This window comes from Streptomyces sp. NPDC088733 (assembly GCF_044751185.1).
In the GTDB taxonomy this organism is placed as follows: Bacteria; Actinomycetota; Actinomycetes; order Streptomycetales; family Streptomycetaceae; genus Actinacidiphila.
In genome coordinates, this window is record NZ_JBIVLH010000003.1 from 605338 (window position 1) to 619959 (window position 14622).

Consider the following 14622-nt stretch of genomic DNA (forward strand, 5'->3'; position numbering starts at 1 on the left):
CATCACTCGATGTCAAGGTTCCCATGGTCGCGCCGGATCCGGACGACGGGCCCTCACTCTGGGCGCACTTTCTACTGACTGCCGGCGGTTTCCGCTTCGTCGGTATCGACTGACGCCCCAATAATGGGTGATGCTTCTCCATTTACGGATAGCTCCCCATTCAACACGATTCCGTTAGATAGATCGGCATCGTCAAGTGCATCGCGCGGCGGCACCACGAGCGCCTCCGGCGCGTATTGGGCGTGAACGTGCCTCAAATACTCCATAGCCTGTTCAACCGAGGGATCGTGATCGAAATGCTCCCTGAAGTATTGCAGGCGACCTTTACTCTCTTCGATCAAGTCGGACCAGGTTTTCACCCAAACCCGGATCGAAGCCTCTCCCTCTGACAGATCCCACGCACACCCGCGCGGCTTGTCCTTCTGTCGCGTTTCAGCGCGAACCATCTTGTTCATTTCCGATGTGACTAGCCAGAAGTCCCACTCAACGCGTACGTCCGCAAACTGAGGGTCCTCACTGACGGCCAGAGCATAGCTCTTAATCTGCTCCAACTCCTTGCCAGTCACCTTGACTTTAGGCGCCTTGAGTTCTACGACCAGGTGCTGACGCCGATCATGTTCCTTTCGAGACCTGGAAAGCATGAGATCCACGATGCCCACGGACCCGTCTTCCCTGCGGACGGGCGCGGGGGCTGGCACGCTCCTTCCCAGAACCTCCAAGTGTCGACTGAGTACTTGATCGAGCGACCTATCACTCACAAGAAGCTGGTAGTGTTCACCAAATACCCAAGTTTCATTTTCCAGAATCTTGTGAAGCTCCGTCCTCTCCTTGACAAGCTTTTTCGCTTCGGCGTCAAAAACCATGTGCGACAGAGCTGCAAGGAAATCGAGGCGGTCAGCCACGCTACTCGACGCCTTGATGATACTTGAGAGGCTGGTCCGATTAAGGAGTCGATCCAGCTCGGACTTGTCATCCGAACTCAATCGGAAGATTTCGTCTAGGATCCGATTCACATGGCCAGGCTGATGCTTTACCGACTCCCGCAACAATGCCAAAGTCGCCCTTTGATGCTTGGCTGGCCTAGGCATATGGCGATGCACAGTTGTAGCAATGATGTCAAAGGTCTCCCGTTCGACCTTTTCAGCCTCAGTTTCTGGCTCCTCATGGTAAGGGTAGAGGCCACCATCCTTCCACTTGTCAACGATCTCGTGACGGCGTTCAACTGCGCGCACCTTGAAGTGGTCTCGCAACTTCTGCCGAGTAACAGCAAGAAGTGCCGCAATCGGACCGTCGGAGGCCTCCCCCAACAAGAATTCGCCAGAATGGTCCGGCATCCCGCGCCACAACACGTAAGCCGTGAAATCAAAACCCGGTGCTTGAATTCGCACTTCGGTGATGTCAACAGTCACGCCACCCGCATCACACAGGTGCAGTTCGCGATCAACTCGCATATCCCACTCGATGATACGCAGGATTGCAGTTTCTCGCTGATCACCATGAACAAATTCAAGGTCATATGGCGTCTCTTTCTGTATGGCCGCCTGCGGGTCGATCCTCTCGCCATTGAATTCGATCACCACATCTGGATACATGGCCAGGTAGGGAGCAAATTCGGTCGTTAGCTGAGTGCGTGCCCGCTCTACTGTCAGCCTATTCAGAACCGAAGACTGGCGCCCCCAAGCCTCTACAACCGTTCCCCGATCCTCAGTGGTCGCTTGCGGATCGCCGATCTGAAAGTCATTTCTGGAAGCGTTGTGAGCGGAGATGACCGTCTTCTGGCGTCCGTCGATACCGTCAGCAACAGTTGTCCACCGAATGAAAGCACCCAGAGCAAAAGCACGTAGCCGTCCATGCCCAGCCTTGCCATGCAGGGGCCTTCCAAGTTCTTGAGAGACACGCGCGCCCTTTTTCCAGGAACCACCGATCTTGTCAAAGGTGGCCTCACAGGCTTCGGGAGTAATGCCCGTTCCGTCGTCAGTGACGACGATCTTGTCTACGCTCTCTGTGTCAGACTGCTCAATCGCGACACGCACATGTCGCGCGTCGGCGTCCAAGGCGTTCCAGATGAGTTCCTTGACGGCCCCGACCGGATCATGTTCCCGTGCCAGCCGCTCAACGTGATCTTCCGCCGCTTCCAGGTGCACTCGTCGCATAACGTCATCCTGTCAACAACCAGTGACACTTGGTAGTAGGCGTGAGTCGCGCATGCGACCTGCGGGCATGGTGGTCTCGTATCAGTCCCTCTGACGTTCACCCTGCCGGCTCGGGCGGTTGCCAAGGCAGTCCGAGGGGTATCGCGATCGCTATGACCTCCAACCCCAAGGAAGAACGGCTTCGCCTCAGGAGCGGCCTGGAAGCCGAGATCCGGGACGTGGACTACAGCTCTGCCCACGAGGCAGCCCAGAACGTCTGCTCCGGCGTGTACGAAGCGATCCCCGTCGACTTGCATGACCTCGTGCACGATGCGGTCATGGCTGGCTACGCATCTGCGCTGCGGGATCTGGCGGCAGGGAAGTTGGACGATCGGGTACGTGAACGATCAACCTTGCTCGACTAGCGTCCTGAGCCGTGGAAGCGTGTCCAGCAGCGACCAATGACACCCACTGGCGACCGCATCGCCTTACCCGTCTGCGGATGTGGCAAGGGACTTTCGCGCTTCCTTCAGGTAGTGGTCCAGTGCCACCCTGATGTCGTGGGTGTAGTCGTTACTGAAGCCGACGGGGCGGCCGTCGTCGTGCACGTCTCCCCCACTCTCATTCCAGGCGAAGGCTTGATGGTGCAGGTCACCGAAGGCCTTCACCGTCTTGTTCGCCGCCTCACTGACCACCTCGGGACCTTCCAGGCTCACCGCCGCAAGCGTCCGTTGCAACACGGGCCAGTGCTGGTCAATGTTGGACTCGATACGCCCCCCGTCAGCCTCTCGCGTCTCTTCCTCCTGGAGGTCGTCAAGCGCATTGAGCGCCTCACGGCAAGCCAACAGGAAGTCGCTGTACGTTCGTTTTCGGGGCTCGCGGAGCTGTAGCTGAGCCTCTGATTTCGTCTGCCTCTTAGCCTGCCGATACGTGATCCATGTGCCGCCCAGCGACACGGCCCCAGCGATACCGCCTGCGAGCACAGCCGAAGTTCCAGCATCCATAGCGCCCCTCCCACGCGACCACTTCGTTCGTGGACGCCTCAGAGTCCCACAACCCTTGTATCAGCAGGCACCTTCTGGCTCTGCTCCGTCTCAGTTTCCGTCTCGTTCCTCTCAGTCCAACGCTGTTCCCGACGGTTCGCAGAGGTCGAAGTCGCCGAGCAGGCGCCCCCTGGCGTGCCAAGGTGAACGGATCCGAACGATCCGCGGCCGGCCCGGACAAACCTGCAAATCGAGTTACGTGGGTTCGATTCCCGCCACGGCCTCCACCGCCCTGACCGGGCAGGCGAACGGGTGGCACCCCTGAGGGGTGCCACCCGTTCCGCTCTCAGGTCCGGCCGTCAGCCGGCGGCGGGAATGAACGTCTGGATGTCGCTGGCGGGCGAGTAGTTGCCGGCCGCGTCATAGGTGCGGGCCCGGTACTCGTAGGCGCTGCCGGCGGCCGGGGTGTCGCAGACGCCGGCGGTGGCGATGATGCTGCGCGGGTCGTACCCCGAGTGCAGGACCACCGCCCAGGTGTCCGTCCCGGCCGTCCGGCGCTCGATCTCCAATCCGTCGAAGTCACGGATCGGAGCCGGCGTGTAGTCGGTCGCGGTCGCGCGGATGCCGCCCGCGCAGGACCTCAGGGACAGCTCGGGAGCCTGCTGCGGAGCGATGCCGTCGGGGATGCCGAGCCAGAGCTCGTTGGCGGCGTTGGCGTCGAGGGAAGCCGGGCTGTACGTAGTGGTCCCGTTGTCGTTGGTGACGAGGACACGGTAGTGGCGCCACTCACCGTCGGCCCGGATGGGACCCGTGGTCCACGTGTTCTGCGTGGTCGTGCCGAGCAGGACCCACGTGTAGTAGCCCTGGTTCCCCAGGTCGTTGCTCAGAACCGTGTAGTGGTTGAACTGCGGCTCGGTGTTGAGCGGCCACTTCAGGGTGACCCTGCCGGTCGCGCTGCTGTACGTACCGGTCAAGGAGGTCACCACGGGCAGCGGGCGGACGACGGTGTCCGCGCTGCCCGAGGAGGTGTTGCCCGCCTTGTCCTTGGCGCGCACCTCGTAGTAGTAGGGGGTGCGGTCGTCGGGGTTGACGAGGGGGTCGGTCCAGCTGCGGGCGGTGGTCGTGGTGACCCGCGTCCAGGCGGTGGAGGTGACGGGCCGCCGGTAGAGGGAGTAGTTCGCCAGATCCATCTCCTTGTTGGCGGTCCAGGAGACGGTGGTCTTGCGGGTCTTGGTGTTGTACACGGTCTTCACGCCGGTGGGGGTGAGCGGCTTCGTCCTGTCGTACGTCGCCGACGTACGGGGCGCGTAGGTGAACTTGACCTTGGCGGCGCCGGTCCAGTTCACATGGTCGACGCGCAAGGTGTGCTTGCCGGAGGGCACCGTGAGGTTGACGCCCTTGGAGCGGGCGGTGTCGCCGGTGCTCTTCCACAGGTCGATCTTCCGCACGCCGTCCAGGTACACACGGACGCCGTCGGTGGCGGAGACGGTGAACGTGAAGGGCCCGCCTGAGCCGAAGTCACGCGTCACCGACCAGCGCACGCCGAAGTTGTTCGACGGCATACCGGCGGCCGGGCTGCCGGACCAGCTCTCGCTGACGGCGCTGTCGCAGTCCGTCCGCGCGGGGGAGCCGGAGAGCGCGGTGTTCTTGTAGAACGTGCGCTTGTAGACGTTCGTCGCACACGTGACACCGGCGGCCGACGCCTGCGGGGCGACGGTCAGCAGACCGCCGAGGGCGGCGACGCACAGGGTGCCGCCCAGGGCGGCGACGCACAGGGTGCCGCCCAGGGCGGCGACGGATCTCTTGTGGGGCACGGGGGCCTTTCTCGCTGTGCGGGCAAGGACGTACGGCGAGAAGACCCGTGAGGCAGCTGAAAGGTTGCGCGGCTTGGACACCGGCGTGAACGCCCGGAGGCCGGGCGCCGACGCCCGCCGCACGCGGGCGGCAGGTCACGCCTGGGGGCGGACCACCGCGTGCTGGGGGCGGATCGGCAGGCGGCTGACCGGGCGGCCGGTGGCGGCGCGGACGGCGGCGGCGACGGCGGCCGGGGAGACCACGACGGGGGCGGCGCTGGCCGCCTTGGCGCCGAAGGGGGCCAGGACGTCGCGCTCCTCGACGAGGCGGACGATGCGCACCGCGGGGGCGTCGAGGGCCGTGGGCAGGGCGTAGCCGGTGAGGTTGGGCCGCTTGACGACGCCGCGCGGGGCGCGCAGGTCCTCCATGAGGGCCATGCCGACGCCCTGGGTGACGCCGGCCTCGATACGGGCCCGCAGCTGCGCGGGGTTGAGGACGCGGCCGACGTCCTGCGCGACGGCCATCTCCACGACCCGGACCGCGCCGAGTTCGATGTCGACGTCGACCACCGCGCGCACGGCGCAGAACGCCAGGCCCACGAAGGCGTCGCCCTGGCCGGTCTCGTCGAGCCGGTCGGTGGGGTGCGGACGGCACTGCGCGGTGGCCCACAGCTCCTTGCCGGCCAGCTCCTCCTCGACGGTGGTGGAGAGCACCCCGTCGTAGCTGGTGATCTTGCCGTCGGCGATGGTGAGCAGTTCCGCCGACATGCCGAACTTCCCGGCGAGCGGCTGGAGGAGCTGGGTGCGCACCATCTTGGCGGCCCGTTCGACGGCGCCGCCGGACACCCAGGTGTGGCGGCCGCGCGCGGCGGCGCCCGCCGGCGGCTGGTCGGTGTCGGAGGGCAGGACGCGGACGTCCTCGATGCCGAGGACCTCCTGCACGATCTGCCGGGCGAGGGTGGCGAAGCCCTGGCCGGTGTCGACGGCGGCGCAGATGACGGTGGCGGCGCCGTCGTGGACGCGCACGGTGGCGGTGGAGACCTCGTCGGTGCCCTCGGCGCCGAGCATGTGCACCATGCCGAGCGCGTAGCCCACGCCGCGGCGCACGGCGCCCGGTTCGCCGGCGCCCTCCAGGCCGCCGGGGAGCAGCCACTCGGACTCGTCGTCGTCCACGGGCAGCGGCGGCAGGTCGGCGTCGCGCACGGCCTTCAGCAGCTCGCCGACGGGCGCCGGGCAGGTGACGGACTGCCCGGTGGGCAGCAGGTCGCCGGTGGCCATGACGTTGCGCATGCGGATCTCGGCCGGGTCCAGGCCGAGTCTGGCGGCGAGCTTGTCCATCTGGCCCTCGTAGGCCGCGCAGACCTGCATCGCGCCCTCGCCCCGGACGTGGCCGGAGGGCGGGTTGTTGGTGCGCACCGCCCAGCCCTCGACGAAGACGTGCGGGACGACGTACGGGCCCGCGGCGAAGGCCACGGCGGCGGCCAGCGCGTCGGACGAGGTGTCGGCGTAGGCGCCCGCGTCCAGCAGTACCTGGGCCTCGACCTTGACCAGCCGGCCCTCGGCGTCGGCGTGGTGGCGGTAGCGCAGCAGTGTGGGGTGGCGGTGGCTGTGGCTGAGGAAGGACTCCTCGCGGGTGGCCACGAACTTCACCGGGCAGCCGGTCTTCAGCGCGAGCAGCCCGAGCGGGATCTGCACCCCGGAGTCCTCGCGGTCGCCCATCGCGCCGGGCACGCCGGTGACGACGACCTTGACGCGGTCCTGCTCCAGGCCGAAGCAGGCGGCGGCCAGGTCGCGGTCGGTGTGCGGGTCGGTGGAGGCGACGTAGAGCTCGACGCCGCCGTCCGGGCGGGGCACGGCGAGGCCGGCCTCGGCGCCGATGGGGGCGGGGTCCTGGCGGCCCACCCGGTACAGGCCCTCGACGACGACCTCGCCGACCGCGTCCGGGTCGCCGAACTGCAGCGGGATGTGCCGGATCAGGTTGCCGTCAGGGTGCAGCGGGGGTGCGGAGAAGGCCCGTTCGGGGTCGATGACGGGTTCCAGCACCTCGTACTCGACCTGGATGGCGGCGGCGGCCAGCCGGGCGGTGTCGGGGTGGTCGGCGGCCACGGCGGCGATGGCCTCGCCGTGGTGCCGGACGGTGTCCTTGGCGAAGACCGGGCGGTCGGCGACGCGGCGGCCGTGCATGGCGTCGCCGGGCACGTCCTCGTGGGTCACCACGGCCCGTACGCCGGGCATCGCGACGGCTTCGGCGGTGTCGATGGAGACGATGCGCGCGTGCGGGTGCGGGGAGCGCAGCACGGCCGCCCACAGCAGGCCCTCGGCCCACAGGTCGGCGGCGTAGGGGTAGGTGCCCTGGGCCTTGGCGGTCGAGTCGGCGGCGGGCAGCGAGGTGCCGATGCCGTGGGGGTGCGCGTCGGCGGGCGGCGTCTCGGCGGCGGCCGCCGGGGTGCCCATGGCCGGAGTGGCCGTCGCGGCGTCGGGGCCCGTCATCGCGCGTACCTTTCGCTGCCGCGAGGGGTGGGGTGGTGCGGGGTGCGGTGGAGTCGCGGGGTCACGCCGGGCCTCCGGTGGAGGGGCGCGGGTGCGGGACGCGGGCGGCCTCCGCGGCCGGTTCGCCGTCGGCGCCGTCGGCCGCCTCCGCGGCCTCCTCGCGCTCCGCGACGATCGTGCGGACGGCCTCCAGGACACCGTGGTAGCCGCTGCAGCGGCAGAGGTTGCCGCTGATGGCCTGCCGGGTCTCCAGCTCGCTGGGGTGGTGGTTGCCCTCCAGCAGGTCGTGCACGGTCATCGCCATGCCCGGGATGCAGAAACCGCACTGCACTGCCCCGCACTCGGCGAGCGCCCGCTGCACGTCGGAGGGCCGGCCGTCGGTGGACAGCCCCTCGACCGTGCGGACGTCGGAGCCCGCCGCGGTCGCGGCGGGCACCAGGCAGGAGGCGACGAGCCGGCCGTCGACCTTGACCGAGCAGGCACCGCACTCGCCCTGCTCGCAGCCGTCCTTGGCGCCGGCCAGACCCAGCCGCTCGCGCAGGACGTAGAGCAGGGACTCGCCGAGCCACGCGTCGGTGACGGGGCGGTCGGTGCCGTTCACGTTGAGGACGTAGGAGGCCAGCGGGTGTTCGCTGTGCGGGTCCTCGGGCCCGTCGGCGCCGGGCTCCTCGATGGACGGGTCCTCGTCACCGGCGGCGCCGGCGTCCGCGGGACCGTCGTGGGGCGCCGGTACGGGCTCCGCGACCTCGGGCGGCAGGGGCGCGGAGTCCGGCAGCCGGTACTCGCCGGACTCCTCCGCGGTGCCGTCCGGGGTGATCGGCAGCTTCCACTGGCCGGTGGCGTCGGGCGGCAGCGACCAGCCCTCGGAGCGCGGCGCCGTGGGCGGTGCCTGCCGGCCGGCGCCGGCCGCCCACGGGGCGGGCTCGGGCGCGGACGCGAAGGCCCCCACCGAGTACTCGCCCGAGTCCCCCGGGTCGCCGGGGTTCTCCGCGCGTTCGTCGCGGACGACGGGGACGGCCCAGGTGGTCGCCGGGTCCTCGCCCTGCGCCGGACCGGCGGGCGCCGCGGTACCGACGGTGACCGGGAAGTCCGCGGGGCCCTGCGGGGGCTGCGGGGCGTAGCCGTGGCCGGGGGCGGCGAGCGGGTCGGCGCCGGGCTCGGTCATGGACAGCTGCGCGGCGAAGGACACGTGCATGGTCTGGTCGGAGTCGTACTCGCCGTGGGGCACGGGCTGCCACACCCCGTGCCCGGGGGCGAATCCCCCGGCCTCCGGGCCGGGAGTCCCCATGGGGGGCTGGTCGGTCATACGCCCGTCCGATGTCCTGTCGTCGTACATGTCGTCGCTCATGCCAGTGCCCTCCCCAGCGCGCGGCGGGCCAGTGCGGCCACCGTACGCCGCAGCTGCACGGCCGCGGCGGGCAGTTCGGGGGCCGGTGCGCCGTCCGGGGCCGGCAGGGGGTCGGGGATGCAGGCGGCGGCGACGTACTCGCCGAAGGCCGTGAGGGCCTCGGGTGCCAGCGTCCGCTCGCCGTCCCAGTCGATCAGTCCGGCGACCCAGCGTTCGGCCTCGAGCGGCCGCAGCGGCACTGGTGCGACGGCTCCCACCGCGCAGCGTACGCCCCGGCGGGCCGGGTCGAGGACGAGGGCGACGGAGGCGATCGCGCGGCCGGGCCCGGTGCGGCCGGTGGCCTTGAGGAAGGTCTGCGGCGCGTGCAGCAGCGGGACCCGCACGTACGCCAGGAGCTCGCCGGGCCGCAGCGGGTCCATGCCGGTGAGCAGGTGGCTGACGGGCAGTTCACGGTTGCCCTCGGGCCCGGCGACGACGACCGAGGCCTCCAGGGCGGCGAGCACGGGCAGCGAGTCGCCGGTGGGTGCGGCGCCGGCGATGTTGCCGCCCAGCGTGCCGGCGTTGCGGATCTGCGGGGGGCCGGCCGCGCGGGCGGCGGCGGCCAGGGCGGGGATGAGCGCGGCGAAGTCCGGGCGGCCCATGCGGGCGTGGGTCAGGCCGGCACCGAGGAGCGCGGCGCCGTCCGCGTACTGCCAGCCGCGGATCTCGCTGATCCGGCCGAGGCCGACGAGTCCCGCGGGGCGCAGCAGCCCGGCGTTCACGGCCGCCATGAGGTCGGTGCCTCCGGCGACGGGCACGGCTGCGGGCGTGGCGGCCAAGGCCGCCACGGCCTCGTCGAGCGAGGACGGCAATGCGACATCGCGCGTTGCCTGCCGTGCGTACGTGCTCACGCAGCTGCCCCTTCCCCGGCTGTCCGCGGTGCGGTAGCCGTACGGTACGTGCTGACAGCCCGGACGTGGCAACTCTGGCACATCTTCCGGGGTGATCAACGCGAGGGTCGCAAAGGGAAGCCCGCCCTCCGGATGGACATCCGACCGCTTTGCACCTTTCTCCGGCCGGCGGGACGAAATGGCAGAAGTGGAAGAAATGCCATCCTTTGCGCGTCTTGCGGTGTTTGACCGTTTGGTCGTTCGCCGCATCCACCCTGCCAGCCCCGGCGGTGCCGGGGCCGCGGGTTGTGGCAGGGCTCACACGATCGGGGGCGGGCCCTCGATCGGGCGTCCGACGACTCCGGGACGCCGCTGCCACGGCAGCGGGCCGCCCGGCGGCCGGTATTCGACCCCCAGTGCGTCAAGTCGCCCGTAGTGGGTGGCCATTCGCGCGACGAAGCCCTCGACGTCCCGTTCGGCCGGCGCCGGCAGCGGGCTCCACGCCGTCTCCGCGAACGCGGCCAGCCGCGGGAAGGCCATGTAGTCCACGGCCCGCACCGTGTCCATCGTCTCGGTCCAGATGTTGGCCTGCGCGCCGATGACCCGGGCCGCCTCGCGCGGGCCGAGGCTGTCCGGCACCGGCTCGAACCGGTAGACGTCCTCCAGGGTCCGCACATGCGCGATCGGCACCGGCTCGTCGTCGCCGGGAGCCTGCCGCCAGTCCAGGTAGACCTGTGACTCCGGGCACATCACGACGTCGTGGCCCGCCCGGGCGGCCGCGATGCCGCCCTCGTAACCGCGCCAGGAGGACACCGCCGCGCCCGGCGTGAGGCCGTACTCGGTCGTCTCGTCCCCGGGCACCCGCTCCCCCGACCGGCGTTCCCCCGAGGGCGACTTGGCGGCGCCGGAGCCCATGCCGCCTTCCAGGATCTCGTCCCAGCCGATGAGGCGCCGGCCGCGGTCGGCCAGCCAGCGGTCGAAGTGGCGGACGAACCAGCTCTGGAGCTCGTCCTCGTCGCGCAGGCCGAGCTCCTTGATGCGGGCCTGGACCACGGCCGAGGCCTTCCACTGGTCCTTGGGGCACTCGTCGCCGCCGAGGTGCACGAAGGTCGACGGGAAGAGCGCCAGGACCTCGGTCAGCACGTCCTCGTAGAAGCGCAGGGTGCTCTCCACCGGTGCCAGGACGTTGGGGTTGATGCCCCAACCGGTCAGCACCTCAAGGGCGGTGGTGTCGACCACGTCGGTGACACCGAGTTCGGGGTAGGCGGCGATGGCGGCCTGCGAGTGCCCGGGGATGTCGATCTCGGGGACGACGGTGACGTGCCGCTCGGCGGCGTACGCGACGATCTCGCGGATGTCGTCGTGGGTGTAGTAGCCGCCGTGCGGGCGCTCGTCCCACAGCGGCGACTCGCGCAGGCCCACCTTGGTACGGGTGCGCCAGGAGCCGACCTCGGTGAGCCGCGGGTGGCGGCGGATCTCCACCCGCCAGCCCTGGTCGTCCGTCAGGTGCAGGTGCAGGACGTTGAGTTTGTGCGCCGCGAGCAGGTCGACGTAGCGCAGCACGACGTCCTTGGGCATGAAGTGCCGTGCGACGTCCAGCAGTACCCCGCGCCACGCGAAGCGGGGGGTGTCGGCGATGTCGCAGTACGGCAGGCGCCAGGAGCGGCCCGGCAGCGGCGCCCGGCGGTACGCCTCGGCCCCCAGCAGCTGGCGCAGCGTCTGCGCGCCCCAGAACAGCCCCGCGGGCCCGCCGCCGTCGACCCGGACGCCCTGTCCGGGGGCCACCGACAGCCGGTAGCCCTCGGCGCCGAGTTCCGCGGTGACCTCGGGGTCCAGCCGCAGGGTGATCGATCCGTCGCCCGCGCCGTCGCCGGGCAGCAGCGCGAGGCCGGTGGCCGCGCCCAAGACGGACCGCAGCCAGCGGGCGGCCGGCTCCGCCCCGGGGCCCGCGGACAGCGCCGTGCCGGGACGCAGTTCGAAGTGACCGATGTCGGCGTGCCGGTGCGCCTCCACGGGCGCCGGGATGAGATCCATGGCGCCCATCCTGCCGGGCGGGACGAGATTGGCATAGACCATTCACGCCATCTTGGCGCCCCGCCGCCGCCCGCCCGCCCCCGCCGGCACGCCCGGACGCCGGGCAGCGCAAAAGGCGCGACCGCCCTGTTCCGGCGGCCGCGCCCGTCCGGGCCCGCGGCGGCTACTTCTTGCCGCTCTTGTCCTTGTCGCCGCCGCCACCGGCGGGCATGGACTCGAAGATCTCCTTGCACATGGGGCAGACCGGGTACTTCTTGGGGTCGCGGCCGGGCACCCAGACCTTGCCGCACAGCGCGACCACCGGAGATCCGGAGAGCGCGCTCTCCATGATCTTGTCCTTCTGCACATAGTGCGCGAAGCGCTCGTGGTCGCCATCGCCGTTCGACACCTGCGGGGTCGGCTCGACGAGGGTGCCGGTGCCCGCCCCGCGCTCGGGCTCAAGAGTGCTCATGGCACGCAAGCCTAATTGAGAGACGGATCGTCCGGGTACGTGGCGACCATCGCGAGTTCGCTGCGCTGCCGCCGCAGGACCGAGCGCCACAGCTGCTCCGGGTCGGGCGAGAACACGTCCCCCGGCTCGGACTCCACCACGTACCAGGCGCCCTCGACGAGCTCGTCCTCCAGTTGGCCGGGCCCCCATCCGGCGTACCCGGCGAAGATCCGCAACGAGCCCAGCTCGGCCGCCAGCAGCTCCGGCGGCGCCTCCAGGTCCACCAGGCCGATCGCGCCGAACACCCGGCGCCAGCCCAGCGGCTCCCCGTCCTCGCCGTCCCGGGGCTCCCCGGGGACGACCGCCAGGCCGAGCGCGGAGTCCAGGGAGACCGGGCCGCCCTGGAAGACCACCTGCGGGGAACCCGCCAGGTTCGCCCACGGCTCCAGGACGTCACCGACACCGACCGGTGTGGGACGGTTGAGGACCACACCCAAGGAGCCCTCCTCGTCGTGGTCGAGGAGCAGCACCACCGCCCGGTCGAAATTGGGGTCCGCGAGGGCGGGCGTCGCGACGAGGAGCCTGCCGGTGAGCGATGACACTTCGGTCATGGTCAACATAATCCCGCATTACTCCTCCGCGCGGGGTGGCAATGCGACGCATCAGGTACTCCCGGGACGCCCGGGACAGCCGTGGCGGCGACCCTCCGGCACCGCGCGACCGCACAGGGTGCTGTAGCGAAGCCATTACATGAGTAGGACCTCACAGCCCTGACCGCGGGCACGGAAGGCCGATTACCATTTCCCTCCGGTGCCTGCGGGGACCCCGCCTCATTTCTGCCCCTCTCCAGGAACGCGAGAGCAATGACCGGCCTTAACGATGTACTGCTCGTCCACGGCGGCACCCCGCTGGAGGGTGAAATCCATGTGCGCGGCGCGAAGAACCTCGTGCCGAAGGCCATGGTGGCCGCCCTGCTCGGCAGCGAGCCGAGCCGGCTGCGCAATGTGCCCGCCATCCGGGACGTGCGCGTGGTGCGGGGCCTGCTCCAGCTGCACGGCGTGACGGTGCGGGAGGGCGAGGAGCCCGGCGAGCTGGTGCTCGACCCGTCGAAGGTGGAGAGCGCCAACGTCGCCGACATCGACGCGCACGCAGGCTCCTCACGCATCCCGATCCTCTTCTGCGGCCCGCTGCTGCACCGTCTGGGGCATGCCTTCATCCCGGGCCTGGGCGGCTGCGACATCGGCGGCCGGCCGATCGACTTCCACTTCGACGTGCTGCGCAAGTTCGGCGCGGTCATCGAGAAGCGCCCCGAGGGCCAGTACCTGGAGGCCCCGCAGCGGCTGCGCGGCTGCAAGATCGAGCTCCCGTACCCGTCGGTCGGCGCGACCGAGCAGGTGCTGCTGACGGCCGTGCTGGCCGAGGGCGTCACCGAGCTGGGCAACGCCGCGATCGAGCCGGAGATCGAGGACCTCATCTGCGTCCTGCAGAAGATGGGCGCCATCATCACGATGGGCACCAACCGCACCATCCACATCACCGGCGTGGACAAGCTCGGCGGCTACAACCACCGCGCCCTGCCGGACCGGCTGGAAGCCGCCTCCTGGGCCTGCGCGGCCCTGGCCACCGAGGGCAACATCTACGTCCGCGGCGCCAGCCAGCGCGAGATGATGACCTTCCTCAACGTCTTCCGCAAGGTCGGCGGCGCCTTCGAGGTCGACGACCACGGCATCCGCTTCTGGCACCCCGGCGGCCCGCTGAACGCCATCGCCCTGGAGACCGACGTCCACCCCGGCTTCCAGACCGACTGGCAGCAGCCGCTGGTCGTGGCGCTGACGCAGGCCTCCGGCCTGTCCATCGTCCACGAGACGGTCTACGAGTCCCGGCTCGGCTTCACCTCGGCGCTCAACCAGATGGGTGCCCACATCCAGCTCTACCGCGAGTGCCTGGGCGGCACCCCCTGCCGCTTCGGCCAGCGCAACTTCCTGCACTCCGCGGTCGTCAGCGGCCCCACGCGGCTCCAGGGCTCCGACCTGGTCATCCCGGACCTGCGCGGCGGCTTCTCGTACCTGATCGCCGCCCTCGCGGCGCAGGGCACCTCGCGGGTGCACGGCATCGACCTGATCAACCGCGGCTACGAGAACTTCATGGAGAAGCTGGAGAAGCTCGGCGCCAAGGTCGAGCTGCCCGCCGCGAGCTGACCGGCAGGGCCCAGGAGGACCGCTCGCGGGCCGCCGGGGCCCCGGGCGGTCGCCGGGCCCTCCAAGGCCCCAGCGGGCCCCCAGGCGTGGGGGGGGGGGGGGGGGGGGGGGGGGGGGGGGGGGGGGGGCGGCCGGGCGGGGGGGGGGGGGGGCGGGGCGGGGGGGGGGGGGGGGGGGGCGGCCGGGCGGGGGGGGGGGGGGGCGTGGGGGGGGGGGGGGGGGGGGGGGGGGGGGGGGGGGGGGGGGGGGGGGGCGCCGGGGGCGGACGCGGCGGCCTGGGGCGCGCCCCCGTGCTCCTGCGCGCCCCACGAGATCCGCGGGGACGGCTCCTGCCGCGCCGGGTCG

11 protein-coding genes are annotated in these 14622 nt (G+C 70.4%); 2 read left to right on the forward strand and 9 right to left on the reverse strand.

Features of this window, described 5'->3' with window-relative positions; translation table 11 throughout:
* Positions 1 to 71: 71 nt before the first annotated feature.
* Positions 72 to 2153 carry an ATP-binding protein gene (locus ACIP64_RS08890; protein ID WP_401583181.1) on the reverse strand — a complete coding sequence of 694 codons (2082 nt, stop codon included), beginning with the start codon at positions 2151 to 2153 and terminating at the stop codon, positions 72 to 74.
* Between the two features lie 152 nt (positions 2154 to 2305).
* Between ACIP64_RS08890 and ACIP64_RS08895 the strand changes: the two genes are divergently transcribed.
* Entirely contained in the window at positions 2306 to 2557 is a 252-nt protein-coding gene (locus ACIP64_RS08895; protein ID WP_401583182.1) for a hypothetical protein, read from the forward strand.
* Positions 2558 to 2620: 63 nt separating this feature from the next.
* On the opposite strand, the gene ACIP64_RS08900 is transcribed toward ACIP64_RS08895, so the two are convergent.
* The 8 genes from ACIP64_RS08900 to ACIP64_RS08935 all read right to left on the reverse strand — a co-directional run bounded on the left by ACIP64_RS08900 (position 2621) and on the right by ACIP64_RS08935 (position 12690).
* Positions 2621 to 3136 carry a hypothetical protein gene (locus ACIP64_RS08900; RefSeq protein WP_401583183.1) on the reverse strand — a complete coding sequence of 172 codons (516 nt, stop codon included), beginning with the start codon at positions 3134 to 3136 and terminating at the stop codon, positions 2621 to 2623.
* A 338-nt stretch (positions 3137 to 3474) separates the two neighbouring features.
* Positions 3475 to 4929 carry a PA14 domain-containing protein gene (locus ACIP64_RS08905; protein WP_401583185.1) on the reverse strand — a complete coding sequence of 485 codons (1455 nt, stop codon included), beginning with the start codon at positions 4927 to 4929 and terminating at the stop codon, positions 3475 to 3477.
* 135 nt (positions 4930 to 5064) lie between these two features.
* Positions 5065 to 7398 carry a xanthine dehydrogenase family protein molybdopterin-binding subunit gene (locus ACIP64_RS08910; protein ID WP_401583187.1) on the reverse strand — a complete coding sequence of 778 codons (2334 nt, stop codon included), beginning with the start codon at positions 7396 to 7398 and terminating at the stop codon, positions 5065 to 5067.
* Between the two features lie 61 nt (positions 7399 to 7459).
* Positions 7460 to 8746 carry a 2Fe-2S iron-sulfur cluster-binding protein gene (locus tag ACIP64_RS08915; RefSeq protein ID WP_401583189.1) on the reverse strand — a complete coding sequence of 429 codons (1287 nt, stop codon included), beginning with the start codon at positions 8744 to 8746 and terminating at the stop codon, positions 7460 to 7462.
* On the reverse strand, positions 8743 to 9636 hold the full coding sequence (locus ACIP64_RS08920) for an FAD binding domain-containing protein (protein WP_401583191.1): 894 nt from the start codon (positions 9634 to 9636) through the stop codon (positions 8743 to 8745). The genes ACIP64_RS08915 and ACIP64_RS08920 overlap by 4 nt, the downstream gene beginning before the upstream one ends.
* A 297-nt stretch (positions 9637 to 9933) precedes the next feature.
* Positions 9934 to 11649: a beta-N-acetylhexosaminidase gene (locus tag ACIP64_RS08925; RefSeq protein ID WP_401583192.1), complete on the reverse strand. Its 1716-nt coding sequence runs from the start codon at positions 11647 to 11649 to the stop codon at positions 9934 to 9936.
* Positions 11650 to 11812: 163 nt separating this feature from the next.
* Positions 11813 to 12100, reverse strand: a complete 288-nt coding sequence (locus tag ACIP64_RS08930) for a DUF3039 domain-containing protein (RefSeq protein WP_360906149.1) — start codon at positions 12098 to 12100, stop codon at positions 11813 to 11815.
* A gap of 11 nt (positions 12101 to 12111) precedes the next feature.
* Positions 12112 to 12690: a YqgE/AlgH family protein gene (locus tag ACIP64_RS08935; protein ID WP_319664520.1), complete on the reverse strand. Its 579-nt coding sequence runs from the start codon at positions 12688 to 12690 to the stop codon at positions 12112 to 12114.
* 252 nt (positions 12691 to 12942) lie between these two features.
* On the opposite strand from ACIP64_RS08935, the gene murA reads away from it, so the two are divergent.
* Entirely contained in the window at positions 12943 to 14277 is a 1335-nt protein-coding gene (gene murA / locus ACIP64_RS08940) for a UDP-N-acetylglucosamine 1-carboxyvinyltransferase (RefSeq protein WP_401583193.1), read from the forward strand.
* Positions 14278 to 14622: the final 345 nt, after the last annotated feature.

Bases quoted from the DNA above. Each gene is read 5' to 3' on its own strand.
- ACIP64_RS08890 (WP_401583181.1), bottom strand. From the start codon at position 2,153: ATGCGACGAGTGCACCTGGAAGCGGCGGAAGATCACGTTGAGCGGCTG.
- ACIP64_RS08895 (WP_401583182.1), top strand. From the start codon at position 2,306: ATGACCTCCAACCCCAAGGAAGAACGGCTTCGCCTCAGGAGCGGCCTG.
- ACIP64_RS08900 (WP_401583183.1), bottom strand. From the start codon at position 3,136: ATGGATGCTGGAACTTCGGCTGTGCTCGCAGGCGGTATCGCTGGGGCC.
- ACIP64_RS08910 (WP_401583187.1), bottom strand. From the start codon at position 7,398: ATGACGGGCCCCGACGCCGCGACGGCCACTCCGGCCATGGGCACCCCG.
- ACIP64_RS08915 (WP_401583189.1), bottom strand. From the start codon at position 8,746: ATGAGCGACGACATGTACGACGACAGGACATCGGACGGGCGTATGACC.
- ACIP64_RS08925 (WP_401583192.1), bottom strand. From the start codon at position 11,649: ATGGATCTCATCCCGGCGCCCGTGGAGGCGCACCGGCACGCCGACATC.
- ACIP64_RS08930 (WP_360906149.1), bottom strand. From the start codon at position 12,100: ATGAGCACTCTTGAGCCCGAGCGCGGGGCGGGCACCGGCACCCTCGTC.
- ACIP64_RS08935 (WP_319664520.1), bottom strand. From the start codon at position 12,690: ATGACCGAAGTGTCATCGCTCACCGGCAGGCTCCTCGTCGCGACGCCC.
- murA (WP_401583193.1), top strand. From the start codon at position 12,943: ATGACCGGCCTTAACGATGTACTGCTCGTCCACGGCGGCACCCCGCTG.